At 65.3% G+C, this 26,150-nt stretch carries 22 protein-coding genes, 1 tRNA gene and 1 pseudogene; 16 read left to right on the top strand and 8 right to left on the bottom strand.

The features are described 5' to 3' along the window. Nucleotides 1–16 precede the first annotated feature (16 nt). The 3 genes from MLD63_RS15255 (at nt 17) to MLD63_RS15245 (ending at nt 4,407) form a co-directional block, all read left to right on the top strand. Entirely contained in the window at nt 17–1,696 is a 1,680-nt protein-coding gene (locus MLD63_RS15255; RefSeq protein ID WP_255330769.1) for a bifunctional protein tyrosine phosphatase family protein/NAD(P)/FAD-dependent oxidoreductase, read from the top strand. Nucleotides 1,697–1,790: 94 nt separating this feature from the next. Next, nucleotides 1,791–3,521 (top strand): SulP family inorganic anion transporter, encoded by a 1,731-nt coding sequence (locus MLD63_RS15250; protein WP_255330768.1) that lies wholly within the window; start codon nt 1,791–1,793, stop codon nt 3,519–3,521. 139 nt (nt 3,522–3,660) lie between these two features. After that, nucleotides 3,661–4,407 carry a DsbA family protein gene (locus MLD63_RS15245; RefSeq protein WP_255330767.1) on the top strand — a complete coding sequence of 249 codons (747 nt, stop codon included), beginning with the start codon at nt 3,661–3,663 and terminating at the stop codon, nt 4,405–4,407. Nucleotides 4,408–4,619: 212 nt separating this feature from the next. Here the strand turns inward: MLD63_RS15245 and MLD63_RS15240 are convergent. Together MLD63_RS15240 and MLD63_RS15235 are read right to left on the bottom strand one after the other, a co-directional pair. After that, a tRNA-Ala gene (locus MLD63_RS15240) sits at nt 4,620–4,695 on the bottom strand. 189 nt (nt 4,696–4,884) lie between these two features. Further along, nucleotides 4,885–5,208 carry an FYDLN acid domain-containing protein gene (locus tag MLD63_RS15235; protein ID WP_255330766.1) on the bottom strand — a complete coding sequence of 108 codons (324 nt, stop codon included), beginning with the start codon at nt 5,206–5,208 and terminating at the stop codon, nt 4,885–4,887. Between the two features lie 77 nt (nt 5,209–5,285). Between MLD63_RS15235 and MLD63_RS15230 the strand changes: the two genes are divergently transcribed. The 3 genes from MLD63_RS15230 to MLD63_RS15220 all read left to right on the top strand — a co-directional run bounded on the left by MLD63_RS15230 (nt 5,286) and on the right by MLD63_RS15220 (nt 7,388). Then, nucleotides 5,286–5,972: a M48 family metallopeptidase gene (locus MLD63_RS15230; protein ID WP_255330765.1), complete on the top strand. Its 687-nt coding sequence runs from the start codon at nt 5,286–5,288 to the stop codon at nt 5,970–5,972. A gap of 31 nt (nt 5,973–6,003) precedes the next feature. Beyond that, nucleotides 6,004–6,651 (top strand): GntR family transcriptional regulator, encoded by a 648-nt coding sequence (locus MLD63_RS15225; RefSeq protein WP_255330764.1) that lies wholly within the window; start codon nt 6,004–6,006, stop codon nt 6,649–6,651. Nucleotides 6,652–6,719: 68 nt separating this feature from the next. Continuing rightward, nucleotides 6,720–7,388 (top strand): intradiol ring-cleavage dioxygenase, encoded by a 669-nt coding sequence (locus MLD63_RS15220; RefSeq protein WP_255330763.1) that lies wholly within the window; start codon nt 6,720–6,722, stop codon nt 7,386–7,388. A gap of 98 nt (nt 7,389–7,486) precedes the next feature. On the opposite strand, the pseudogene MLD63_RS15215 reads toward MLD63_RS15220, so the two are convergent. Beyond that, nucleotides 7,487–8,044: pseudogene (locus MLD63_RS15215) on the bottom strand (lipid-binding SYLF domain-containing protein); the annotation flags it as partial. Between the two features lie 134 nt (nt 8,045–8,178). Beyond that, nucleotides 8,179–9,177, bottom strand: coding sequence for a porphobilinogen synthase (gene hemB, locus MLD63_RS15210; RefSeq protein WP_255330762.1), 999 nt, complete (start codon nt 9,175–9,177; stop codon nt 8,179–8,181). Nucleotides 9,178–9,244: 67 nt separating this feature from the next. Between hemB and MLD63_RS15205 the strand changes: the two genes are divergently transcribed. Genes MLD63_RS15205 through MLD63_RS15190 form a run of 4 tightly spaced genes read left to right on the top strand, consistent with a single transcriptional unit; the run spans nt 9,245 to nt 15,031 of the window. Beyond that, nucleotides 9,245–9,802 (top strand): hypothetical protein, encoded by a 558-nt coding sequence (locus MLD63_RS15205; RefSeq protein WP_255330761.1) that lies wholly within the window; start codon nt 9,245–9,247, stop codon nt 9,800–9,802. A gap of 50 nt (nt 9,803–9,852) precedes the next feature. Next, nucleotides 9,853–13,287 carry a transcription-repair coupling factor gene (mfd, locus tag MLD63_RS15200; RefSeq protein WP_255330760.1) on the top strand — a complete coding sequence of 1,145 codons (3,435 nt, stop codon included), beginning with the start codon at nt 9,853–9,855 and terminating at the stop codon, nt 13,285–13,287. Beyond that, entirely contained in the window at nt 13,287–14,429 is a 1,143-nt protein-coding gene (locus tag MLD63_RS15195; RefSeq protein WP_255330759.1) for an aminodeoxychorismate synthase component I, read from the top strand. The genes mfd and MLD63_RS15195 overlap by 1 nt, the downstream gene beginning before the upstream one ends. Next, nucleotides 14,390–15,031 (top strand): aminotransferase class IV family protein, encoded by a 642-nt coding sequence (locus MLD63_RS15190; protein WP_255330758.1) that lies wholly within the window; start codon nt 14,390–14,392, stop codon nt 15,029–15,031. Before MLD63_RS15195 ends, MLD63_RS15190 begins: the two co-directional genes overlap by 40 nt. On the opposite strand, the gene MLD63_RS15185 is transcribed toward MLD63_RS15190, so the two are convergent. Continuing rightward, nucleotides 15,028–15,537: a DUF2937 family protein gene (locus tag MLD63_RS15185; RefSeq protein ID WP_255330757.1), complete on the bottom strand. Its 510-nt coding sequence runs from the start codon at nt 15,535–15,537 to the stop codon at nt 15,028–15,030. The genes MLD63_RS15190 and MLD63_RS15185 overlap by 4 nt on opposite strands. Further along, the gene (proS, locus tag MLD63_RS15180; RefSeq protein ID WP_255330755.1) at nt 15,534–16,910 is read right to left on the bottom strand and encodes a proline--tRNA ligase; all 1,377 of its coding nucleotides are present in this window, start codon (nt 16,908–16,910) and stop codon (nt 15,534–15,536) included. The genes MLD63_RS15185 and proS overlap by 4 nt, the downstream gene beginning before the upstream one ends. A gap of 135 nt (nt 16,911–17,045) precedes the next feature. Between proS and MLD63_RS15175 the strand changes: the two genes are divergently transcribed. The 5 genes from MLD63_RS15175 (at nt 17,046) to MLD63_RS15155 (ending at nt 22,336) form a co-directional block, all read left to right on the top strand. Next, nucleotides 17,046–17,828, top strand: a complete 783-nt coding sequence (locus tag MLD63_RS15175; protein ID WP_255330754.1) for a bestrophin-like domain — start codon at nt 17,046–17,048, stop codon at nt 17,826–17,828. Nucleotides 17,829–17,899: 71 nt separating this feature from the next. After that, nucleotides 17,900–19,114, top strand: coding sequence for an AI-2E family transporter (locus MLD63_RS15170; RefSeq protein ID WP_255330753.1), 1,215 nt, complete (start codon nt 17,900–17,902; stop codon nt 19,112–19,114). A 6-nt stretch (nt 19,115–19,120) separates the two neighbouring features. Next, nucleotides 19,121–19,831: a P-loop NTPase family protein gene (locus MLD63_RS15165; protein ID WP_255330752.1), complete on the top strand. Its 711-nt coding sequence runs from the start codon at nt 19,121–19,123 to the stop codon at nt 19,829–19,831. A gap of 85 nt (nt 19,832–19,916) precedes the next feature. Next, nucleotides 19,917–21,458, top strand: coding sequence for a Ppx/GppA family phosphatase (locus MLD63_RS15160; protein WP_255330751.1), 1,542 nt, complete (start codon nt 19,917–19,919; stop codon nt 21,456–21,458). Between the two features lie 242 nt (nt 21,459–21,700). Next, a complete protein-coding gene (locus tag MLD63_RS15155; protein WP_255330750.1) occupies nt 21,701–22,336 on the top strand; it encodes a hypothetical protein in 636 nt (211 codons plus the stop codon). A gap of 87 nt (nt 22,337–22,423) precedes the next feature. Here MLD63_RS15155 and groL read toward each other — a convergent pair whose 3' ends face one another. Together groL and groES are read right to left on the bottom strand one after the other, a co-directional pair. Continuing rightward, complete coding sequence (groL, locus tag MLD63_RS15150) at nt 22,424–24,070, bottom strand: chaperonin GroEL (protein WP_255330749.1); 1,647 nt, start codon at nt 24,068–24,070, stop codon at nt 22,424–22,426. Between the two features lie 57 nt (nt 24,071–24,127). After that, entirely contained in the window at nt 24,128–24,415 is a 288-nt protein-coding gene (gene groES, locus MLD63_RS15145; RefSeq protein WP_255330748.1) for a co-chaperone GroES, read from the bottom strand. Between the two features lie 216 nt (nt 24,416–24,631). On the opposite strand from groES, the gene MLD63_RS15140 reads away from it, so the two are divergent. After that, nucleotides 24,632–25,942, top strand: a complete 1,311-nt coding sequence (locus MLD63_RS15140; protein WP_255330747.1) for a glycosyltransferase family 4 protein — start codon at nt 24,632–24,634, stop codon at nt 25,940–25,942. Nucleotides 25,943–26,150 lie beyond the last annotated feature (208 nt).

Here is a 26,150-nt window from a genome sequence, read left to right as displayed (position 1 = left end):
AAGGGAGGAATCAGTCATGGAACTGAGCAGAATGTCACCGCAAGTCACGGTATCCCCGCAGATTGCAGTCACCGATATGGCCGCGATCAGGGCGGCCGGTCACCGCGCGATCATCTGCAATCGCCCCGACGGGGAAGGTGCGGATCAGCCGAGCTTCCAAGAGATCGAAGCCGCTGCCAAGGCCGAGGGGATCGAGGCGCGCTACGTCCCGGTTCAGTCTGGCATGGTGACGGACTCGGATGTGACGGCCTTTGGCGAGGCGATAGCCTCGATGCAGCGCCCGGTTCTGGCCTATTGCCGTAGCGGTATGCGCTCGGCGACACTCTGGTCGCTGAATGAGGCGAAGACGCGGCCCCTTCCCGAAATCCTCGCGATGGCGAAGGAGGCCGGCTATGACATGAACGGCGTCGCGCGCCGTGTCGCCAACGGCGGCAAGACCCCGACCGACAACGCTGATGTCCATTACAAGCTGGTGATTGTCGGGGCGGGTGCCGGTGGCATCGCGGTCGCGGCTAGCCTGAAGGCGCGCGAGCCGGGCCTTGAGATCGCGATCATCGACCCTGCCGACATTCACTATTATCAGCCCGGCTGGACGATGGTCGGCGCCGGCATCTTCGAGCCGCAGGACACCGCCAAGACGATGGGCAGCGTGATCCCGAAAGGGGTCAAGTGGATCAAGGGCGCGGTCGCGGCGTTCGAGCCGCAGAACAACGCCGTCATTCTAGATGGCTGTCGCGTGGTGACCTACGACAGGCTCGTCGTTTGTCCCGGACTCAAACTCGACTGGGGCAGGGTCGAAGGTCTTGTTGAGACGCTGGGCCGAAATGGCGTGACCTCGAATTATCGCTACGACCTCGCGCCTTACACCTGGCAGCTTGTGCAGCAGATGCGCGGTGGGACAGCGCTGTTCACGCAGCCTCCGATGCCGATCAAATGCGCCGGCGCGCCGCAGAAGGCGATGTATCTTTCGGCCGATCACTGGCACCGCTCCGGTCGGCTGAAGGATATCGACATCCACTTCTGCAATGCGGGAGGCGTGCTTTTCGGCGTGAAGGATTACGTGCCCGCGCTGATGGAATACGTTGAGAAGTACGATGCGACGCTCGATTTCTTCCACAATCTTGTGGCGGTGGACGGACCGGGGAAAATTGCAACCTTCGAGGTTAAGGAGCCCGAGCAGGAACCGCGGCGCATCGAAATGGCATTTGACATGCTGCATGTGTGCCCGCCGCAGACCGCGCCTGACTTCATCCGCGTCTCTCCGCTGGCTGACCAGGCGGGCTGGGTCGACGTGGATCAGGCGACCCTGCGCCATAAGAGCTTTGATAATATCTGGGCACTTGGCGACGTGATGAACGCGCCCAACGCCAAGACGGCGGCTGCGGCGCGCAAGCAGGCGCCCACGGTGGCCGAGAACCTCGTTGCTGACATCGCCGGACGCTCCGCGGTTGCACAATATGACGGCTACGGCTCGTGCCCACTGACGGTCGAGCGCGGCAAGATCGTGCTGGCAGAGTTCGGCTATGGCGGCGTGGTGAAACCCAGCTTTCCCTCGTTCCTGATCGACGGCACGAAGCCAAGCCGCGCTGCCTGGTTTCTGAAAGAAAAGTTACTACCGCCGATCTACTGGCAGGCGATGCTGAAGGGTCGTGAGTGGATGGCGAAGCCCGATAGGCTAGAATTCGTACCTGAATAACCGAACAGCGCGCCGGCATCCCTCCCGCTGGCTGCGCCACGGCGAGCGGGGCGCACGATTGGCGCCCCGTTCGTCCAGTTCCCGAGAGCATGTGATGAAGCCAAGACTTGCCCGTTATCTGCCGATTCTCACGTGGGGCCGGCATTATGATCGATCTGCACTGACGAATGACCTTGTCGCGGCGGTAATCGTGACGATCATGCTGATCCCGCAGTCGCTGGCCTATGCACTTCTTGCGGGATTGCCAGCAGAGGCCGGCATCTACGCTTCTATCGCACCGATTCTTCTTTATGCCATTTTTGGCACCTCACGCGCTCTCGCAGTAGGACCCGTCGCGGTGGTCTCGCTTCTGACCGCGACTGCGGTGGGGCAGGTGGCCGAACAGGGCACAGCGGGATACGCCATCGCCGCACTGACGCTCGCAGGACTTTCAGGCAGCTTCCTGCTGCTGCTTGGCGTCTTCAGACTTGGGTTCTTGGCCAACTTCCTCAGCCATCCCGTGATTGCTGGGTTCATCACCGCGTCCGGCATCCTGATCGCCACAAGCCAGCTTGGGCACATCTTCGGGATCGAAGCGGGCGGTCATACGCTGATCGAGATGATCGTGGCGCTGCTGTCGCATCTTGGGGAGACCAACCCGATCACGCTTGTCATCGGCATCGCGGCGACGGCATTTCTCTTCTGGGTTAGAAAGGGGCTGAAACCTCTTTTGCGCAGTTTCGGCGCGGGGCCTCTTCTGGCTGACATCGTCACCAAGGCCGGGCCTGTGGCGGCGGTCTTGGTCACCACGCTCGCGGTCTGGGCCTTCGGTCTTCAAGCCCGCGGCGTCTCTGTCGTCGGCGAAGTGCCGCAGGCACTGCCGCCGCTGACCCTACCGAGCGTCGCGCCAGACCTGCTTCGCCAACTCGTGATACCGGCAATCCTGATTTCCATCATCGGCTTCGTGGAGTCAATTTCCGTCGCGCAGACATTGGCCGCAAAGAAGCGGCAGCGCATCGACCCGAATCAGGAATTGATCGGCCTCGGCGCCGCAAATCTCGGCGCAGCCTTCACCGGCGGCTATCCTGTCACAGGCGGCTTCGCCCGGTCGGTGGTAAACTTCGATGCCGGGGCCGAGACGCCTGCAGCGGGTGCCTTCACGGCGATCGGTCTTGCGATCGCCGCGCTGGTCCTGACACCGCTTATCTATTATCTGCCAATCGCGACGCTGGCTGCGACCATCGTCGTCGCCGTCCTCAGCCTCGTCGACTTTTCCATCCTGAAAAAGACGTGGTCCTATTCGCACACCGACTTCGCGGCGGTCGCCGTAACAATCCTTCTAACGCTGGGCCTAGGGGTGGAGATCGGCGTCGCTTGCGGTGTCATCCTTTCCGTCGCGCTGCATCTCTACAAGACGTCAAAGCCGCACGTCGCCGAGGTTGGTCTCGTTCCAGGAACGAACCACTTCCGCAATATCAGCCGCCACGCGGTGCAGACCGATCCCCATGTCCTGACGTTACGTGTGGACGAGAGCCTCTACTTCGTGAACGCCCGCTTTCTCGAGGATCTGATTCAGGATCGTGTGACTGAAAAGGGGGCCCTCCGCCACGTGGTGCTCATGTGTTCGGCGGTGAACGAGATCGATTATTCGGCGCTCGAGAGTCTGGAGGCAATCAATCACAGGCTCAGGGATATGGGTGTCGGGCTGCATCTCTCGGAGGTGAAGGGCCCGGTGATGGACCGTCTCAAGACCACTCACCTGCTGCACGAGCTCAACGGCCAGATCTTCCTGTCACAATACGACGCATGGAAGGCGCTCACCGAGCCGGGCAAGATTGTGGCTTAGGTAACCACAAGTATCAAAGAACGCTTTGGATCCGGGTTTATATCAGACAGCGCCGGCGCGAGTTTAGCTTTGAGCCTTGAACGGCGCTGGTGGTTGTTGCCTTGATCTCGGCTTGCACTAGATCTTTCGGAGAACTCTCATGGCGACGCGGCGAGAGCTTATGATCATTGGCGGAGCTACTGCGCTCTGGCTCGGCGGGATCAGAGCGCTCCCTCATCTTCGCGATCGACTGGCCGGCTTTACATTCGTTGACCTCGTCCAGCCTGAAGGTTTCCGGGCACTATCGTCCGGCCGCGGTACGCCGGCTACGGGAGGTTACTTCGACATCACGACGGGTCTTGACCCTGCAGATCCCTTTCCCCCCGGCCTGCTTGAAAGCATCGAATCCGAGCCAGCGACCTTTCTTTTTAATGATTTGTCAGCCAAAGCGACTCCGGTCGCCTATTTTTTTGATTATTATTGCCCCTACTGCCGGATTGTCTCGGACCATCTCGACAATCTTGTCTCGACCTCCGAGATATCCCTTACCCACCATCATTGGCCCATTTTCGGAGAGGCCTCGGTATTGGCTGCCCGTGCTGTCCTTGCTGCAGGGATTTGGGGCGACGCTGAGCCTCTCCACAATCGTTTGAAGGAAGCGAGGGTTCGCGTGACCCTGCCTTATCTCGAGACGTTAGCCGACAGTCTTGAGTTGCCTTGGCCGGATATTGCTCGATCCATGCACACACCGGCCGTCACGGCCGTTCTTGATCGAACACGCGCACTTGCTCGACTTTTCGGAATCGTTGGAACACCGGCGCTTGTGGTCGGCCGAACACTCGTCGAAGGCCAAATAGCTGAAGCGCGCCTCAAGGCATTGGTGAGGCTTGAAAAACGCGAGACATAGTCTCACTCGGCAGTAAGCTTGTTCCAAGATCGTGACGCTATCGGAGAACTGTCGGTCGGCGAACCATCAGTCTTGCTCGAGCACACTGCGTCGAGCCTCGTCTGTAGCAATTCTTGTAGCAGAATTTGTAGCGTTATGCGAACGCTGCGCGCCTAACGATCATCTAAGTTTCTGAAACTTAGATAAAAATAAGCGATCGAATAAAGTTGAACTGGTGGAGCCAAGGGGAGTCGAACCCCTGACCTCTTGAATGCCATTCAAGCGCTCTACCAACTGAGCTATGGCCCCACCGGAGGTCGCGCATCGGGCCTGACCGGCCGTCGCGTCGGGGTCGTATAGGGGGCGTCGCTGCAAGGCGCAAGCGGAAAACTTGGCGCGGACGCGACGACGGTCCCAGACGAGAAATCGCAGCGGCGAAACGCAAAACGGGGCCTGAATGGCCCCGCTTTCCGGATCAGTCACGACAGGGCGACCAGATCAGTCCTCGTCGTCGTCGGACACATCCGCGATGTCGTCCAGCGACACGTCGCCGTCATCGTCATCCTCTTCAAGCAGATCGTCGTCCAGATCGCCGCTGTCGTCGTCGTCCAGATCATCGCTGTCGTCGTCGCTGTCGTTCTGGTCGTCACGCCGATTGGTCGTCTTCTCGGCCGCCAGAACCTTGCCGCGTCCGCTGACGAGGCTTTCGACGGTCATCTGCGCCCCGCAGGCCGGGCAGGTCATCGGGTCATTCTGCAGATCGTAGAATCGCGTCCCGCATTGCGGGCACAGGCGCTTGGTGCCCCATTCCTCTTTGGGCATGGCAATCTCCTTCAGCCGCGGTTAGGAAAATCGCGTCCCCGTGCCACAGGGGAGGGCGATAGTCAAAGGCTTTCCGCTTGCCCGATCAGATCACGCTTCGCAACGGGATTCCGGTTTCTCTGCGTCGCTCGGCGCGGGCGCGCAGGATGGTGTTGCGGGTGGCGCGCACCGATGGCGCGGTGATGCTGACGCTTCCGGGCCGGGCTTCGCTGGCCGAAGCGCAGGCTTTCGTCGAAACGAAGGCCGGCTGGGTCGAACGGGTCCGCGCGAACCTTCCGGCTGCGCAGGTCGTGGCCCCCGGCGCGGTCCTGCCGGTCGAGGGGCGGGACCTGATCCTGACCCCGGCCTCGGTCCGAAGCGCGGCGATCGACGGCCCGAATCTTCTCATTCCCCACGGACGGCCTGCCGGACCCGTCGTGGCGGCGTTTCTGAAGCATCTGGCGCAGGCGCGGCTCGCCCCGGCCTGTGACCGCCACGCGGAGGCGCTGGGACGTGGTTTCAGCGCGATTGCGTTGCGCGACACGCGGTCTCGCTGGGGCTCTTGCACCAGCGCCGGGCGGTTGATGTTTTCCTGGCGGCTGGCAATGGCACCGCACCCGGTGCTGGACTACGTCGCAGCGCACGAAGTTGCGCATCTGGCCCATATGGACCATTCGCCCCGCTTCTGGGCGACCGTCGCGCGGCTTTGCCCGGATCACGCCCGTCAGCGGGGCTGGCTGCGTCAGCACGGCCCGTCGGTGCAGGCGTGGCGATTCCGGGATTGACCGACGCGCATCCTGTGATCACAAACCGACCATGACGCCACCCCGCCCAACCGAGATCGCAGCCCATGAGCGGCTTTACCGCACGTTGCGATCGCGCATCATGCTGGGCGAGATCCCGCCCGGCCGTGCGATGACGCTGCGCGGATTGGCGGCTGAATATCACGTCTCGATGACGCCTGCGCGTGATGCAGTCCGGCGGCTGGTGGCCGAAGGCGCGCTGTCGCTGTCTGGTTCTGGCCGTGTTTCGACCACTGCGCTTTCCGAAGAGCGGATCGAGGAACTGGCCGCGATGCGCGCACTGATCGAGCCGGAACTGGCCGCTCGTGCGCTGCCGCGCGCCCACCACGCGCTGATCGACCGGCTGTCGGTGATGAACGGCCAGATCGCCGATGCGGTCGAGCGTCATGACGCCACCGGCTATATCCGCTGCAACCTCGATTTCCACCGCACGCTTTACCTGCGCGCGCAGGCGCCGCTGATGCTGGCCATGCTGGAAACGGTCTGGCTGCAACTTGGCCCGACGATGCACGCGGTCTATCTGCGCCTGCGGGGCCAGCAGGAACCGCCGCGCCATCACCGCATGATCCTGTCGGCGCTGCGAGCCGGCGACGAGCCTGCGCTGCGCCTTGCCGTTCGTGCCGATGTGACCCACGGGCTTCGCCACATCGCGCAGGCGTGATCTTATCGTTGGGCCGTAGTTTGCCTGGCGCATGCTACACCGGGTGCGCGATGAGCAAGGGGGATGCCATGACCGACCGACGTGACCTGTTGCGGATGCTCGCTGCTGCCGCGCCTGCCACGCTGGGTTCTGGCTTCTGGCCTGCCATCGCGCTGGCGCAGGCGCGGGGCGCAGGATTGATCGCGGCGAATGTGTGCCGTCTGACGCCAGCATCGACTGAAGGTCCCTATTACCTCGACCCGGTGCTGAACCGCGCGGATATCCGCGAAGACCGCGAAGGCGCGGCAATGGATCTCGCGCTTCAGGTCGTGACTGAGGATTGCCGCCCGATCAGCGGCGCACGGGTCGATGTCTGGCACTGTGACGCGCAGGGTCGCTATTCCGGCGTTGCGGGGGTCGGCGGGCAATTCCTGCGCGGTAGCCAGTTCAGCGATCGGACCGGCGCGGTCCGGTTCCGCACGATCTTTCCGGGCTGGTATCCCGGTCGAACGACGCATGTCCACTTCAAGGTCTGGCTCGGACAGCGCGAGGCGCTGACCGGACAGGCATTCTTCGCCGACGATGTCGCGGATGCCATCGAACGCGCTGATCCGGCCTACCGCCGTGACACCAATGCGGGACGGATCGGCAATGCCGCAGACGGCATTGCGCGGCGGGCGGGCGAGGGGGCCTACGCGCGCGTCAGGCAACTGCCCGACGGGATCGATGCGGCGATGGTGATCGGTGTCGCGCTCTAGGCGCCGTTGCCGAACCACGGCAGCCGGAAGCCACCGGGACTGCCCCCGACCGTCACGCCGGTTCCTGCGCCCCCGAACGATGGTGCGGTGATCGCGGACGGCACGATACGCGAATATTTCGTGCCCTCGATGGTGGCACCTGCCATCAGGCCGGTCTGACCGAAGATCATCGCGACAACCGGATGCTGCGCGGTGATCGTGTCCGCACCGATCGCGGCGCCGCCCATGGTCGGAACCGCATAATAGGCATCCGCACCTGCGACCCAGCCCGGTGCAGCACGGAACGCGGCCAGGGCAGCCTCGGACTGGAACACCAGGACATGCGCGTATTGCTGCGCACCGGCCTGAAAGCCGACGCTGGCCTGCGTGGCCGAATAGTAATCGACCGTCGCCCCGCCGATGCGCAGCGCGCCCTGACCATAGGCGCCACCGACACCCAGACCCGCTTCGGTCATCAGCGGCATGTAGAGCACGCCGCGCGCGTTCTGCAAAAGCGCCGCCGAGGACGGATAGGACTGGATCAGATACTGATGGGTCGCATCGACCCGCGCATCCAGCTGCGCGCTGGCATTCGATCCGATCGCATTGGTGCATCCCGACAGCGCAAAGGCCGCCGCCGCACCGCCGCCGGCCAGCATCATGCCGCGCCGGGTCATCCCGCCTGTTCTGCTCATGTCCCTCGCCTCTCGTCAGTCCGGGCGACTGTCGGCCCGGTTCGGTGCTGATTCTAGGGGAAAGTCAGGGGCATGTCATCCACTGTGCGCATGATCCGGGCGCGGGTCGGCGGCACTCAGCCGGCAAGCGCCTCGGCGACTTGGGGCGCGAAATAGCTCAACACCCCGTCGCAGCCCGCGCGGCGGAATGACAGCAGGCTTTCGATCACCACGTCGCGCGACAGCCAACCATTGCGAATCGCGCCCTCGAGCATCGCGTATTCACCGCTGACCTGATAGGCGAAGGTCGGTGCGCCGAACTGGTCCTTCACCGCGCGGCAGATGTCGAGATAGGGCATCCCCGGCTTGACCATCACCATGTCCGCGCCCTCGGCCAGATCGCGGGCGACGCAGCGGATCGCCTCGCCGCGGTTGGCCGGGTTGATCTGGTAGGTCTTCTTATCGCCGACCAGCCGCCCCGACGCGCCGACCGCGTCGCGGAACGGTCCGTAGAATCCGCTGGCGAACTTCGCCGCGTAGGACAGGATCGCCACGTCCTTGTGGCCCGCCTGTTCCAGCGCGCCGCGCAAGGCCCCGATGCGCCCGTCCATCATGTCGCTGGGGCCAAGGATGTCCGCGCCGGCCTCGGCCTGCGCCAGCGCCATCTTGACCAGCGCTTCGACCGTCTCGTCGTTCAGGATCTTGCCATCCACGACGAAGCCGTCATGGCCGTTGATGTTGTAGGGGTCGAGCGCGATGTCGGTCATCACCGCCAGATCGGGCGCCGTCTCCTTGATCGCGCGGATCGCGCGGTTGCCGATATTCTCGGGGTCCCATGCCCGTTCGCAGCTCTCGTCCTTCAGATCGGGGTCGGAATGCGGAAAGATGCAGATTGCGGGGATGCCCAGTTCCATCGCGCGCTCGGCCGCACGCCGGGCGCCGTCCAGCGTCAGCCGGTCCACACCGGGCATCGAGGGAATGGGACCCTCGCCCCCCGCGATCTCGGTCACGAAGATCGGCCAGATCAGGTTCGCGGCGGTTAGGTTCACCTCTGACACCATGTCGCGCAGGGCGGACGTGCGGCGCAGGCGGCGCAACCGACCGGCGGGGAAGGGGGCGATGATAGGGCTTGCCATTTCGGGGCCTTTCCTTGGCTTGGGCCCCGTTCTAAGGTCGCGCGCGACCGACGACAAGGAAGGCGACTTGCCACAATTCAACGGATTCCTGTCGTTGCTCGACAGCGCCAGTTTCATGACGATCTGGTATTGGGTCGTCCTGATCGGCCTCTGGTCGGTGCTGGGCCGCTCGACCCTGGGCGTGCCGGGGGACGTCATCGCGCGCGCCCGCCGCGATCCGACGGGCGAGGCCGGGCTGATCCTGCTCGACTGGCTTTCGCTCTGCCTGCCGCGCTGGCAGCTTGGACCGCGGGAGGGCGCCGTGGTGCTCGGACTGTCGCTCTTTGCAGTCACCTCGCTCGGCATCCTCGGCTTTGGCTATGGGCTTGAGATGGCGCAGGCGGCGGTGCTGCTGATCGTGCCGCTATGCGTCCTGTTCGCGATGCGCGTCCGTCTTGCGCGCAAGCTGTGGCCGCTGGTCGAGGCCGCGCGCAGGGGCGACGCGACCCCGGCGGACACGGTGACGGCCGCGCTGCGTCGGATCGTGCTGCACCGTCGGCTGTTCACGGTGCTCTCGATCCTGTCGGTCACGATCACCGCCATGTGGGGCACGCTGTGGGGCTTGATGCACCCCAACGGGCTATGAGCCGCCCCGACCGACTTGACTCCGCCCGCGCGCGGGTTACCTGACCGCGCATGGCCGAACGCATTACCCTTTCCGGCGCCCCCGAGGGCTATGACGCCGCGCTGATCGCGCGTGAACTGGAACGCGGACAGCCGGTGATTCACATCGCCCGCGACGATCGCCGGATGGAATCGATGCGCGCGGCCCTGGCCTTCTTCGCACCGGGCACGGCGGTGCTGGATTTCCCGGCCTGGGACACCACGCCCTACGACCGCGTCTCGCCGTCGGGCGCGGTCCAGGCGGCGCGGATGGCGACGCTTGCGGCGCTGGCGCAAGGTGCGGTCAAGGGGCCGTTCGTTCTGCTGACCACGCTCAACGCGGCAATGCAGCGCCTGCCTGCGCGTGAGGTTCTGAAGGACGCAAGCTTCGCGGCCAAGGTCGGGCAGCGTCTGGATGAAAAGGCGTTGCGGGCCTTTCTGGTGCGCATGGGCTTTTCGCAAAGCCCCACGGTCGCCGAACCGGGCGACTATGCCATTCGCGGCGGCATCATCGACATCTATCCGCCGGGCGAGGGCGGTCCGATCCGTCTCGATCTGTTCGGGGACGTGCTCGATGGTGCGCGCCGTTTCGATGCCGCGACGCAACGCAGCACCGAGACGCTGGACCGCGTCGAGATCGCGCCCATGTCCGAGGTGATCCTGGACGAAGACGCGATCAGCCGCTTCCGCACCACCTATCGTCAGGAATTCGGCGGCGGCACCGGCGATCCGCTGTACGAGGCGATCAGCGCCGGCCAGAAGGTCGCGGGCATGGAACACTGGCTGCCGTGGTTTCATGAACGGCTGGAAAGCCTGTTCGATTACCTTCCCGACGCGACGGTCGCGCTGGACGACCGCGTCGGACAGGTCCGTGACGCCCGCTGGGGCACGATCACAGAGCAATATGACGCAAGGCGAGAGGCGCTGGGCCGCAAGGGCGCCGACAGCCCCTACCGACCGGTCGCGCCCGCGCAGATGTTCCCCGAAGCGGATGAATGGGCCGAATGGCTTGGCAGCCACCGCACCATCCAGCTTGTCGCGCTGCCGCAGCCGACCGGGCCGGGCGTGCTCGACGCCGGCGGTCGCGTCGGCCGCAACTTCGCGCCCGAGCGTCAGGCCGAGAAGGCGAACCTTTTCGGCGCGCTGGCGGCGCATGTGAAGGCGCTGCGCAAGGACGCCCGCGTCGTCATCGCAAGCTTTTCCGAAGGTGCGCGCGACCGTCTGTCGGGTCTGATCGCGGACGAAGGTCTGGCCGACGCCAAACCCATCGACGACATCCGTGACCTGCCGGACCGTTCGGGCGCGGTCGGTCTGGCGATCTGGCCGCTGGAGGAGGGCTTCACCGCCAAGGGCCTTGCCGTCATTTCCGAACAGGACGTGCTGGGCGATCGGCTGATCCGTGGTGCCAAGAAGCGCCGCCGGGCCGAGAATTTCCTGCAGGACACCCAGACCCTCAGCCCCGGCGATCTGGTGGTTCACGTCGAACACGGGATCGGGCGCTATACCGGGCTGGAGACGATCACCGCCGCCGGTGTGCCACACGACTGCGTAGCGCTGGAATATGCGGGCGGGGACCGGCTGTACTTGCCGGTCGAGAATATCGAGCTTCTCAGCCGCTACGGGCACGAGGAAGGGCTGCTCGACAAGCTGGGCGGCGGCGCATGGCAGGCGCGCAAGGCGCGTCTGAAGGAACGCATCAAGCTGGTCGCCGACAAGCTGATGCGCGTCGCGGCCGAACGCGCACTGCGCAATGCCCCGGTGATGGAGCCCGAGGATCACGACTGGCAGGCTTTCGCCGCCCGCTTCCCCTATACCGAGACCGACGATCAGGCGGCGGCGATCGAGGATGTGCTGGAAGACCTGTCCGCGGGCCGACCCATGGACCGTCTGATCGTCGGTGACGTGGGCTTCGGCAAGACCGAAGTGGCGATGCGCGCGGCCTTCGTCGCCGCCGCCTCGGGCCGGCAGGTGGCGGTGGTGGCGCCGACGACGCTGCTTGCGCGCCAGCATTACCGCACCTTCGCCGACCGCTTCCGCGGCACCGCGATCACCGTGCGGCCGCTGTCGCGCTTCGTCTCGACCAAGGAGGCTGCAGAGACCCGCAAGGGGCTGGCCGACGGCAGCGTCGATATCGTCGTCGGCACCCATGCGGTGCTGGCCAAGTCGGTGCGCTTCAAGCGTCTCGGCCTGCTGGTCGTCGATGAGGAGCAGCATTTCGGCGTCGGCCACAAGGAACGGCTGAAAGCGCTGCGCAGCGACATCCACGTGCTGACGCTGACCGCGACGCCGATCCCGCGCACGCTGCAATTGTCGCTGACCGGCGTGCGCGACCTGTCGGTCATCGGCACGCCGCCGGTGGACCGACTGGCGATCCGCACCTATGTCAGCGAATTCGACACGGTCACGATCCGCGAGGCCTTGCTGCGCGAGAAATACCGCGGTGGGCAAAGCTTCTTCGTCGTCCCGCGCCTGTCGGACCTGCCCGACGTGGAACACTGGCTGGCCGAGAACTGCCCCGAGCTGAAGGCGATCACCGCCCATGGCCAGCTGGCCGCGGGCGATTTGGACCAGCGCATGAACGCCTTCTACGACGGCAGCCATGACGTGCTGCTGGCGACCTCGATCGTGGAAAGCGGCCTCGACATCCCGACCGCGAACACGATGGTCGTCTGGCGCGCGGACATGTTCGGTCTGGCGCAGCTTTACCAGATCCGGGGCCGCGTCGGCCGCTCCAAGACCCGCGCCTATTGCTACCTGACCACCAAGCCCCGCGTGCCGCTGACCCCGCAGGCGGTCCGGCGGCTGAAATTCCTCGGCTCGCTCGACAGCCTGGGTGCCGGCTTTAACCTGGCCAGCCAAGACCTCGACCTGCGCGGCGCGGGCAACCTGCTGGGCGAGGAACAGTCCGGCCACATCAACGAGGTCGGGTTCGAACTGTACCAGCAGATGCTGGAAGAAACGATCGCGAAGCTGAAATCCGGCGATATCGAGGGCGCGCCCGAAGACGAATGGGCGCCGGTCCTGAACCTCGGCGTACCGGTCACCATTCCCGAAAGCTTCATTCCCGATCTGGACGTGCGCCTCGGCCTCTATCGCCGCCTGGCCGAGCTGACCACCAAGGTCGAGCTGGAGGGCTTCGCGGCCGAGCTGATCGACCGGTTCGGCAAGCTCCCGCGCGAGGTGAACACGCTCTTGCTGGTGATCCGCATCAAGGCGATGGCGCGGCGCGCCAACATCGCGCGTCTGGATGCGGGGCCGAAGGGCGCGACGATCCAGTTCCACAACGACAAGTTTCCGAACCCAGCAGGCCTGGTCGAATTCCTCAACGACCAGCGCGGTCAGGCCAAGGTCGACGGCAACAAGATCGTCATCAAGCGCGAATGGAAGGCCGATGCCGACCGCATCAAGGGCGCCTTCGGCCTGGCCCGCGATCTGGCCGCGAAGATCCGCGAGGCGAAGGCCGCCTGATGCGGGGAAGCGTTCGGTTCGACACGGGACCGCTGGGGCGGGGGCCGGACGGTTGCGGGACTTTGTTCGCCGATCCGGTGGCGGTGATCCGGGCCGATACGCCTGATCAGGTTTCGGACGCCTTCGCCGCGATCGAGGCGGCGCGCCGCGATGGTCTCTGGCTGGCTGGCTGTTTCAGTTACGAACTGGGCTATGCGCTGACCCCGAAGCTCGCGCCGCTGATGCCGGCCCGCCGCGACATGCCGCTGATCCTGATGGGCATCTACGATGCACCCCGGCCTGCGCCGCCACTGCCTGCGCCCGGACGGGCACGGATCGGCACGCCCGATCCACTTTGGGATCGCGCCACCTACGACGCGGCCATTGCGCGGGTTCACGCCTATATCGAGGCGGGCGATTGCTACCAGATCAACCTGACCTTCCCGATGGAGGCGACGTGCGACGGCACGCCCGAGCAGATCTATGCCGCACTCGCCGCCCGTCAGCCGGTGGGCGAAGGTGCACTGGTCATGCTTGGCGACACGCCGATCCTGTCGCGAAGCCCGGAACTGTTCTTCACCGTCGATGCGGACCGCATGATCGCGACGCGACCGATGAAGGGCACGCGCGCCCGACATGTCGCCAGCCTCGAAGACGAGGCGGCGGTCGAGGCGCTGAAGACATCCGAAAAGGACCTGGCCGAGAACCTGATGATCGTGGACCTGCTGCGCAACGACATCAGCCGCGTCTGCCGCGCAGGTTCGGTTCATGTCCCGCAGCTTTTTGCCGTCGAAACCTACACGACCGTGCATCAGATGGTCTCGACCGTTCGCGGCGAACTGGCCGAAGATGCCGGGCTGACAGAGATCGTTCGCGCCTTGTTTCCCTGCGGCTCGATCACGGGCGCGCCCAAGGTGCGCGCGATGGAAATAATTTCCGAACTGGAATCCGGCCCACGCGACATCTATTGCGGCGCGATCGGCTGGGCCGATCCGGACGGTCCGATGCGCTTCAACGTCGCCATCCGTTCGCCGGTCATGACCGCGCCCGGGCGGTTGCGGCTGAACGTGGGTGGCGGCATTGTCAATGACAGCCGGGCCGAGGGCGAGTGGGACGAGGCATTGTGGAAAGCCAGATTCGCGAACCTGTCCCCGACGGGCTGACCGTTATCGAGACGATGCGGCAAGAGCCGGATGGCTCGATCGCCCTCTGGCCGATGCACCTGTCCCGCCTGCGTCGCGACTGCGCGGCCGTGGGCTTCCCCCTGGACGAGGATGCGGTGGCCGCGGTCCTGGCGCATCGACCCGAGGCGACCACCCGTCTTCGTCTGACCGTCGATTCGGCCGGCCGGGTCGGCGCGACCCGCGCCCCGCTGCCGCCGAACCCGCCCTTCTGGCGCATCGAGATCGCCTCTGTCCGCTTGCGCAGTGGCGATCCGTGGCTGCGCATCAAGACCTCGCACCGTCCCGCCTATGACGCCGCGCGCGCCGCGTTGATCGCCGGCATTGATGAAGCCTTGCTGCTGAACGAAGCCGGCGAGGTCTGCGAAGGCACGATCACCAACCTGTTTCTCAGCCGGGATGGACAGCTTCTGACCCCGCGGCTTGCGGCGGGCCTGCTGCCGGGTGTCCTGCGCGAAAGCCTGATTTCGGGTGGCGAGGCAGTCGAAGCCGCGCTTTATCCCGACGATCTGGATGACGGCGCGCTTTATATGGGCAATGCGCTGCGCGGGCTGATCCCGGCGACGCTCGATCCCGCCACCTAGCGCAGACCCGGCTCCCGGCGGGATGGTCGCGCGTGGCTGCGGCGACGGAACAGCACGCCGACCAGCCCCCAGATCACCCAGCCGATCAGAAACCCGATCCCTGCCGCGATCAGCCCCGCCGAGGTGACCGGGATCGCCGGCCGGAAATCGCCCCAGGTCGCGGCCAGCGTCTCGGTGTCGCGTAGCCGATGCGGCAGCAGCATCCGTTCCAGCGGCCCGGCGATGCGCAGCATCTGCAGGTCGTTCGCGGCCCGCGACAGGCGGGTGAAGACCTGCCGCATGTCGCCCTGATGCATCTCGCGAAACTCGCTGCCCGACAGGTCGGCCAGCGCCGCCTCGCGGCTCAGTCCGGCACGGTCCGCGCTGGCGTCGAACTCGGCCGCGACGCGGGTCAGCGCATCGACCTGTCCGCCCAGGCGTTGAACATATTGATCCGAGAACGCCGGAAACTGCGACAGGGCGGCGCCGATCAGCGCCGCGAAGACCAGTCGCAGCAGCGAGATCACCGCGCCACGCCCGCGCCCGTGTCGAGCCCGGCATCCCGAACGGGGCGATAGATCTTCTCAAGGCGCGCGATGGCTTCCTTGGGCGACATCTCCTCGGATTCTCCGGTGCGGCGGCTGGTCAGTTCGACCTTGTTGTTGGCCAGACCACGCGGCCCGACGGTGATCCGCCACGGCAGGCCGATCAGGTCCATCGTCGCGAATTTCGCCCCTGCGCGTTCGTCGCGGTCGTCGTATAGCGGGTCCATGCCGCGCGCCTTCAGCTCGGCATAGATCGCCTCGCAGGAACTGTCGGTGCTGCCGTCTCCCTGCTTGAGGTTGACGATGCCGACATGGAACGGCGTCACGCCCTCGGGCCAGATGATGCCCTTGTCGTCATGGCTGGCCTCGATGATCGCGCCGACCAGACGACTGACGCCGATCCCGTGGCTACCCATGTGGACCGGCACCTTCTTGCCGTCGGGGCCGACGACCGTCGCGCCCATCGGCTCGGAGTACTTGGTGCCGAAATAGAAGATCTGCCCGACCTCGATGCCGCGCGCTGACCGACGACGATCCTCGGGGATCTCGGCGAAGACCGCCTCGTCGTGGGTCTCATCGGTGCGGGCATAGCGGCTGGTGAACTCGTTCATCACCGCCTGACACTGTTCCACATCGTCATAATCGATCTCGCGGTCGCCGAAAGTCAGATCGGTGATCGCGCTGTCGTAGAAGACCTCGGATTCGCCGGTCTCGGCCAGGACGAGGAATTCATGCGTGTCCTCGCCGCCGATGGGACCGCTGTCGGCGCGCATCGGGATCGCCTGCAGGCCCATGCGCTCGTAGGTGCGCAGGTAGCTGACCAGGTGGCGGTTATAGGCATGCAGCGCGTCTTCGCGCGTCAGGTCGAAGTTGTAGCCGTCCTTCATCAGGAATTCGCGCCCGCGCATCACGCCGAAACGCGGCCGCACCTCGTCGCGGAACTTCCACTGGATGTGGTACAGCGTCATCGGCAGGTCACGGTAGCTGGTCACGCCGGACCGGAAGATGTCGGTGATCATCTCCTCGTTCGTGGGACCGTAGAGCAGGTCGCGCTTGTGGCGGTCGGTGATGCGCAGCATCTCTTCGCCATACGCCTCGTAGCGGCCGCTTTCGCGCCAAAGATCGGCCGATTGCAGCGTCGGCATCAGCAACGGGATATGGCCCGCGCGTTGCTGTTCCTGATGGACGATATCCTCGATGCGCTTCAGCACCTTGAAGCCCAGGGGCAGCCAGGAATAGATCCCCGCCGCCTGCTGCTTGACCATCCCGGCACGCAGCATCAGCCGGTGGCTGACGATCTGCGCCTCCTTCGGGTCTTCCTTGAGGACGGGCAGGAAATAGCGGGACAGACGCATGAGATGACCCTTTGAAACTGGCTGTCGCACCTCTAGGGCACGGGGGGCGGTCGGGCAAGGTGGCGCGGGCTTAACGCGACGCTTCGGGCCTGCTAGGATCGCCGGCTGCAGGTTGCGTCGAAACGGGGGCGGCGGGTGGACCTGCACACGATTCTGACCTGTGCGGGCTTTGTGCTGGGCACGGCCCTGCTGACCTTCGCGGTGTATTTCGGCAGCCGCTTGATCCTTGGCCGCGAATTCGACAGCCATACGCGCGATCTGGCCGGTTCCGTCATCGCCCGCGTCGCCGCGCTGCACGGGCTGATCCTCGCCCTGGTCTTCGCGCAGGAGATCGACGATTACCACGCGCTGCGTGACGCGATGGGGCGCGAGGCGACGGCCGTCGCCGACATCTTCAACGACATCGACCGCTACGGCACGCCCGCAAGCGGCGCCGTGCAGGGCCAGCTGGCCCGGTACGTGGACACCGTCATCCATCCCGAATGGGAAAGCCTGGCCCAGACGGAACGGCTTGCCGACGAAGGCTGGGCCCTGCGCGAGACGGTCTACCAGACGCTTCTGGATCTGGTGCCCGAAACGCCGCGCCAGGTTTCGCTGCGCGATCACATGATCGACCGCGCCCAGGACATCGCGAGCCTGCGCCAGCAGCGCGAGGATGCAGCCATGTCGCGGATGAGCGGGGTGTTCTGGCTGGTCGCGCTGTCCGGCGTGGTCTTCGTGACCGTGCCCTATTTCGTGTTCCCGCCGACGCGGCTGAACATGTCGCTTCTGATCGCCTATTCGGCCTATACCGGTCTCATCATGTTCACGATCTACGCCTTTTCGAACCCGTTCGCGAATCCCGGCCGTCTCGACCCTGGCGCGTTCGAGCGGCTTCTGGAAACCGACATCGGCGCCGCCGCCACCGCGTCCGGTTAGGTCCGTCACTCTTGCATCCGGGCCCCCCTGCGGTCACATACCATCGCGCGGGACAGGACAAGGGGCCGACGATGCGGATGCCGGTGCAGAAACAGCTACGCTGGTGGGGAATCGCCGCTGTCGTCCTGCTGGTGACGATGTGGCTTCTGGGTCAGGCGATCCTGCCTTTCATCCTTGGCGCGGGCGTGGCCTACATCCTCGACCCCGTGGCCGACCGGCTGGAGCGGATGGGTCTGACGCGCACGCTGTCCGTCGTCGTGATCACCGCCGCCGCCGCGCTGCTGCTGCTGGCGGCGCTGGCCTTCGTGGTGCCGCTGCTGATCAAGCAGGCGACCGCCCTGACCGCCGCGGCACCCGAGATGATCGAGAAGCTTCAGCTTTTCTTCGCCACGCGCTTCCCCGGCCTTCTGCCCGAGGAAAGCGCCGTCCGCTCTGCCCTCAACGACATGGGCAGCACCATCGCCGAACAGGGCAGCAACGTGCTTGCGACGGTGATGGGTTCGCTGCGGGGCGTGGTGGGCGTCATCGCGCTGGTCGTCATCGTGCCGGTCGTGGCGTTCTACCTGCTGCTGGACTGGGACGGGATGATCCGCCGCATCGACACGCTGCTGCCGCGGGAACACGCGCCGACGATCCGTCACATCGCGCGCGACATCGATCACGCGCTGTCCGGCTTCCTGCGCGGGCAGGGGCTGGTGATCCTGATCCTGGGCACCTGGTACTCGATCGCGCTGGCTGTGGTCGGATTGCCGTTCGGCTTCTTCATCGGGATTATGGCGGCGGTCCTGTCCTTCATCCCCTATGTCGGCAGCGTCATCGGCGGCGCCACCGCGATCGGCGTCGCGCTGTTCTCGTTTTGGGGTGATCCGCTGTGGATCGGCGCCGTCGCCGGCATCTTCATCCTGGGCCAGATCGTCGAAGGCAACTATCTGCAGCCCAAGATCGTCGGCGACCATGTCGGGCTGCATCCGGTCTGGCTTCTTCTGGCATTGTCGGTCTTCGGCGCGCTCTTCGGTTTTGCCGGGCTGGTGATGGCGGTGCCGCTGGCTGCGGCCTTGGGCGTGATCGTCCGCTTCCTGGTCGAGCGTTACCGCGAAAGCGGCCTCTATACCGGCCGCGACACCCCGCCCGAGCCGACCTCGCCCATGCTGGTGGAACTGGTCCCGCGCGGCACCGTCAGGGCCGAGCGCCTGCAGGGCCGGCTTGCCGCCGACCGCGCCTTTGCCGAACTGCAGATCCAGCACATGTACGAGGATCGCCGTCGCGAGGACAGGGCAGAGGACTAGGAACGCGTGTCGCGCCAGCTTGTCCTCGACCTCGACATTCCGCCAGCACAATCGCGTGCAGACTGGCTTGTCGCCGGATCTAACCGTGATGCGCTGGCGATGCTGGATGCGCCTGAAAGCTGGCCGCAGGGTCGGCTTCTGCTGATCGGGCCCGAAGGGGCCGGCAAGTCGCACGTCGCCGCCTTCTGGGCGGCAGAGCGTGACGCATCGACGATCGCCGCCACCGACCTGAACGCCGATGACGCGGATCGGCTTGCAAGGACACGCGGTGCGCTGGTGGTCGAGGACGCCGACCGCATCGGTGGTCAGGATGAGGCCGAGCGTGCGCTGTTTCATCTGTGGAACCTTGCGCCCACACGCGACTGTCTGCTGCTTCTGACCGCACGCACGCCGCCCCGGGACTGGGGGCTCCTCCTTCCCGACCTGCGTTCGCGCGTGGACGCGCTGACGCAGGCGCGGCTCGGACCGCCCGATCAGGCCTTGCTTGCGGCGGTGCTGGTCAAGCTGTTCGCGGATCGGCAACTCGACGTCGGGCCGGGCCTGATCGACTGGCTGGCGCTGCGCATGGACCGCGACCTGGGGCTGGCGCGGCATCTGGTCCACGCCCTTGATCGCACCGCATTGTCGGAAGGTCGCCGCGTGACGCGGCCGATGGCGGCGGAATTGCTGGACCGCCTGACCCCTGATGATGAAACCGAACTGCCGAGTCGACGTTGACGCCCCGGCGGGACGGACCGCCGATTGACCCCGGCGCCCGAAAGATTCCATAAACCCGTCAATGACCTGACCATCGCGAGGCGGCATGAACAGCGTCCGAACGACCTCCGGCCGGCAGATCGAGGCCTTCCACGAATCCCCCTTCGAACGAAAATCCGGACGCGAATTGCAGCGTGTCGGCGTCGTCGATGTTGGCTCGAACTCGATCCGCTTGGTCGTGTTCGACGGGGCGGCGCGTTCGCCCGCCTATTTCTACAATGAAAAGGTGATGGCCGGCCTGGGGCAGGACATGGCCGAAACCGGCCGCCTGAATCCCCGCGGCGTCGAGCGCGGTTTCGCCGCCCTGCAACGTTTCGCCGCCCTGGCCGAGGGGATGGAGATCCGGCCGCTGACCTGCGTGGCGACGGCGGCCGTCCGCGAAGCCGAGGATGGCCCCGCCTTTCGCAAGCGGGTCGAGAAGGAGACCGGCCTGAAACTGTGGGTGATCGACGGCGAGGAAGAGGCGCGGCTGTCGGCGCAGGGCGTGCTTCTGGGGTGGCCCGACGCCAAGGGTCTTGTCTGCGACATCGGCGGCAACTCAATGGAGCTGGCCGAAGTAGATGGCGGAGAGGTCGGCGCACGCGCGACGTCGCAGTTAGGGCCATTCCGGTTGCAGCAGGTCAAGGGCGGCAAGGAGGGCTTGGCGGACCATATCGCCTCGACCGTCAAGGGTCTGGTCAAGCAGTTCGGCAAGGACCGTGAGCGGATCTACCTCGTCGGGGGATCCTGGCGTGCGATCGCGCGGCTGGACATGGAACGCCGCGACTATCCGATGACCGTGCTGCACGAATACCGCATGTCGGTCGACGACGTGATGAAGACGGTGAGGTGGATCGCAGGAAACGACACCGACGAGTTGCGCAAGCGCGTCGGAATCTCATCCGGCCGGATGGAGCTTGTGCCGCTGGCCAGTCAGGTGCTGGCGGAACTGGTCCGGGGCTTCAATCCGGGCGAACTGGCCGTCAGCAGCTACGGGATCCGTGAAGGACTGCTTTACGAACAGATGTCGGACCGTCTGCGCAAGCGCGATCCGTTGATCGAAGCCGCGCGCTTCACCGAACGCCAGATGGCGCGGATGCCGGGTTTCGGCAAGCGGCTGTTCCAGTTTCTGCTGCCGATCTTTCCGGGCATCACGCCCGAACGCTCGCGCCTGATGCGCGCGGCCTGCCTGCTGCACGACACGACATGGCGCGCGCACCCCGACTACCGTGCGCAGGCCTGCTTCGACAACGTCACCCGCGCCAACATGGCGGCGCTCAGCCATCCAGAGCGTGTGTTCCTGGGCCTGTCGCTGCTGCACCGCTACAAGAACAGTCGCGACGGCAATCCGATGGAGCCGCTGTTCGCGCTGCTACCCGAAGACGGGATCCGCGACGCCGAGATCCTTGGGAAGGCGATGCGCTTCGGGGCGATGTTCTCGATCAAGGACCCGTCCGACGCGGCAGAGCTTGTGCTCGACAGCAAGACCGGACGGCTGGAACTGCGGCTGTCGCCTGCGGGCCGCATCCTGATGGGCGAAGTGGCGCAGTCCCGTTTCGAATCGCTTTGCAAATCGATGGGGGTGGAGCCTGTCGTCCGCGATGCGTGACCGCCCGGCGATCCCATTCGCCGGGTCCGCAGGGCCCGCAATAACCACAATTAAAACTAATATGTCTGCAATTAGTTTTTTCTTGCTCAACCTTTCGCAACCTCCTTCCACTCTGACCTGTGTACCGCACCGCGCCGTGCATCCTTTGCGCGAGTGACGTTAAGGTTAACTTCGTAAATCGCTTGGCTTATGGCCCCACCTCCGGCACCCTGATCGGGTAGCGAGTGGGTTGGGTTTTACGAATGAAGTTGTCTGCCTGGGCAGCGGTCGCTGTCGTTGCCAGCCTCAGTGCAACGACAGCGAATTCCGCGACTTTTGACGTGACGCTCGGCGCCTTTGGCTGGCTTCGCTTCGACGCCCATGACAGCGACGCCGACGGCCGGATCACCGATCAGGAAGTCTCCGCCTTCGAAGCCTATCTGAGCTTCGGCACGCCCTTTTCATCCTCCTGGCAACAATTCGGCAGCACGGCGCTTGGCTGGCTGGACATCGGCCTGTCCGGCACGGTCCTTGGCAACGCGCTCGACCGGGTTGCCTTCGACATTCCGGGCAGCGCGCATCGCTGCTTCAACATGCAGGGCGTTCAGCGCGACTTCCTGACGCCTGCGGGCCGGGTCGAGATCGGCGGGGGTGCGATCCACGGGACGTACAGCCAGCCCAGCTATCAGGAACTGAACGATCCCGCCTATTGCGACGGCACCAGCCTCGGTGCGATCTCGCGTCAGAATTTCGGCGACAGCTTCGGAAGCGCCACGATGACGGCGACCGGACTCGCCGCGCCCTCGCCGACCCCCGTGCCGCTGCCCGGCACCCTTGCGCTCATGTCAGGCGCGATCCTGGGCGTTGGCGCGATCGGCCGCAGGCGCCGCCGGGGCTGACCCTTCACCACACCAGCCGGCCAAAGGAAAAGGGGCGCCCCGCAGGACGCCCCTTTCCGTTTCCGCCACGAAGGGCAGGGGGGATGATTACATCATCCCGCCCATGCCGCCCATGCCGCCCATGTCGGGCATGCCGCCGCCCTGGCCCTTCGGCTCGGGCTTCTCGGCAACCATGGCTTCCGTGGTGATCAGCAGGCCCGCAACCGAGGCCGCGTCTTCCAGCGCCGTGCGCACGACTTTCGCCGGGTCGATCACGCCGAACTTGAACATGTCGCCATATTCTTCGGTCTGCGCGTTGAACCCGAACGCCTTGTCGGTCGATTCGCGGACCTTGCCGGCCACGACGGCACCGTCGACGCCCGCGTTTTCCGCGATCTGGCGCATCGGCGCTTCCAGCGCGCGACGCACGATCGAGATACCGGCATCCTGGTCCGAGTTCGCGCCCGAGACGCCTTCCAGCGCCTTGCCGCCCTGGACCAGCGAAACGCCACCACCGACGACAACGCCTTCCTGAACCGCAGCGCGGGTCGCGTTCAGCGCGTCATCGACGCGGTCCTTGCGCTCTTTCACTTCGATTTCGGTCATGCCGCCGACGCGGATCACCGCAACACCGCCGGCGAGCTTCGCCACGCGTTCCTGCAGCTTCTCCTTGTCGTAGTCCGAGGTGGTTTCCTCGATCTGCTGACGGATCTGACCGACGCGAGCCTCGATCTCGGACTTTTCGCCAGCGCCATCGACGATGGTGGTGTTATCCTTGTTGATCGTGACCTTCTTCGCGGTGCCCAGCATGTCGATGCCGACATTCTCCAGCTTCATGCCCAGGTCTTCGCTGATGACCTGACCGCCGGTCAGGATCGCGATGTCCTGCAGCATCGCCTTGCGGCGATCGCCGAAGCCCGGTGCCTTCACGGCCGCGATCTTCAGACCGCCGCGCAGCTTGTTGACGACCAGCGTGGCCAGAGCCTCGCCTTCGACGTCTTCCGAGATGATGACCAGCGGCTTGCCCGACTGGATGACGGCTTCCAGCAGCGGAACCATCGGCTGCAGCGACGACAGCTTCTTCTCGTGCAGCAGGATGTAGGCGTCTTCCAGTTCGGCGACCATCTTGTCGGGGTTGGTCACGAAATAGGGCGACAGGTAGCCGCGGTCGAACTGCATGCCTTCGACGACTTCGACCTCGGTCTCCATCCCCTTGTTCTCTTCGACGGTGATGACACCCTCGTTGCCGACCTTCTGCATCGCGTCGGCGATGAAGCGGCCGATCTGAGATTCGCCGTTGGCCGAGATGGTGCCGACCTGCGCGACTTCGTCGCTGTCGTTGACCGGACGGGCGGCGGCCTTGATGGCCTCGACGACCTTCTGGGTCGCGGTGTCGATGCCGCGCTTCAGGTCCATCGGGTTCATGCCGGCGGCGACCGCCTTCATGCCTTCCTTGACGATGGCCTGGGCCAGAACCGTCGCGGTGGTGGTGCCGTCACCGGCCTCGTCGTTGGTGCGCGAAGCGACTTCGCGGACCATCTGCGCACCCATGTTCTCGAACTTGTCCGAAAGCTCGATTTCCTTCGCGACGGTCACGCCGTCCTTGGTGATGCGCGGGGCGCCGAAGGATTTGTCGATGACCACGTTGCGGCCTTTCGGGCCCAGCGTCACCTTGACCGCATCGGCCAGGATGTTCACGCCTTTCAGCATGCGGTCGCGGGCATCGGTGTTGAACTTGACGTCCTTGCCAGCCATGTGTGTTCTCCTAAAAAATCGTGTGATGGGAAGCGGTTGTCAGGTGATCGCGGCGTTTCAGCCGATGATCCCCATGATGTCGCTTTCCTTCATGATCAGCAGTTCCTGGCCGTCCAGCGTGACCTCGGTGCCCGACCATTTGCCGAACAGGACGCGGTCGCCTTCCTTGACCGAGGGTGCGATCAGTTCGCCCGAATCCTTGCGAGCGCCTTCGCCAACCGATACGACTTCGCCTTCGGCGGGCTTTTCCTTGGCGCTGTCGGGGATGATCAGGCCGCCCTTGGTCTTCTCGTCGGATTCGACGCGCTTGACCAGAACGCGGTCGTGCAGCGGTTTGAATGCCATGTGGAACACTCCGGTGTTGCAGGTTGCAGTGTCTCGTCTGTTGGCACTCACACAGGGTGAGTGCCAATGCCGGTGATCTAGTCGCGGGGCAGGGGGCTGTCAACGGGTCCGGTCGGTCCTTTTGCTGTCCGGCGCGCCTTCGCTTGAACCCCTTGCATTGACCTTCGCCGACCCGCATGGCTAGCTCGCCGGATTGCCGAAGACCGGGATCGGATCATGACCAAACCCTTGCGCGCGCTGGTGATTGCCGAGGCGGCGAATCCTGACTGGGTTTCCGTTCCGCTTGTCGGCTGGTCGATCGCGCACGCTCTGCGGGATGTGGCACAGGTCCACCTCGTCACCCAGATCCGCAACCGTGATGCGATCCTTGGGGCCGGGCTGGTCGAGGGGCAGGATTTCACCGCCATCGACAGCGAAAAGCTGGCTGCGCCGATGTGGCGGTTGGCCGACAGGCTGCGAATGGGCAAGGGTGTCGGCTGGACCATGACGACCGCCATCGCCTCTCTCAGCTACGGCTATTTCGAGCGTCTGATCTGGCGGGAATTCGGACCCGCGATCCGCCGGGGCGACTACGACATCGTTCACCGCGTCACCCCGCTGACACCGACCGCCAATTCCGCGCTCGCGACGAAATGCGCGGCAGCCGGCGTCCCCTTCGTCTTGGGTCCGTTGAACGGCGGCGTGCCCTGGCCCAAGGGTTTCGACAGCGAGCGGCGGCGCGAAAAGGAATGGCTGTCCTACATTCGTGGCGTCTACAAGCTGCGGCCCGGCCGCACGGCGATGCTGAAGGCAGCAAGCGCGATCCTTTGCGGCTCTCGCCACACACAGTCCGAAATCCCTGCCCGATTCCAATCCAAGACCGTCTGGCTGCCCGAAAACGCCATCGACCCGAACCGCTTCAACCTGACCGCCGATCAGCCGGGCACCCTGCCGCTGCGTGCCTGCTTCATCGGTCGTCTCGTGCCCTACAAGGGCGCGGATATGGCGATCGCCGCCGCCGCCGATCTGCTGCGCGACGGCCGCCTGCAGCTCGACATCATCGGCGACGGCCCGCAGCGCGCGGAACTCGATCAGCTGGTCGCGCGCGAGGGGTTGGGCGATGCGGTCCGCTTCCACGGCTGGCGCGATCACCGTGAGGTGCAGCAGGTCGCGGCGAACTGTCACCTTCTGACCTTCCCCTCGGTGCGCGAATTCGGGGGTGGCGTCGTGCTGGAAGCGATGGCCCTGGGCGTTGTTCCGGTGATCGTCGATTATGCGGGTCCGGGCGAACTGGTCGACGAGACGACGGGGTTCAAGGTGCCTATCGGCTCACGCGAGGCGATCGTTGCGGGCTTGCGCGAAACGCTGACGGCCATCGCCGCCGATCCGGCGCGGCTGCCCGCGATGGCGCAGGCCGCCCAGCAGCGGGTCATGCGCGATTTCACATGGGCCGCCAAGGCCGGCCAGATCGAGCAGGTCTGGCAGGCGGTCGTCACCGGCGCGAGCCCGCTGCCGCAGGTCCTTCCAGTGGTGCCTCCCGCCGCCTGACCGCAGAACGCCCTCGCGGCCCGCGCAACACCCGCCGCCCCAGCCGACGCGCCTCAACCCCCTTCTTCTTCACGAAAATATCCCCGCCGGAGGCTTCCGGCGCAGCCGGAAATCCTTAACCAAGTCCGAACCGCACGTTCGCAGCCTGTGTACAGGTTGTGTACAGCCTGTGTACGCGCGGTGTACGGGCTGTGACCCGTCGGACCCA

It is taken from the genome of Paracoccus albicereus, assembly GCF_024359525.1.
Lineage (GTDB): Bacteria > Pseudomonadota > Alphaproteobacteria > Rhodobacterales > Rhodobacteraceae > Paracoccus > Paracoccus albicereus.
This window is presented reverse-complemented; position numbering and strand designations above follow the sequence as displayed.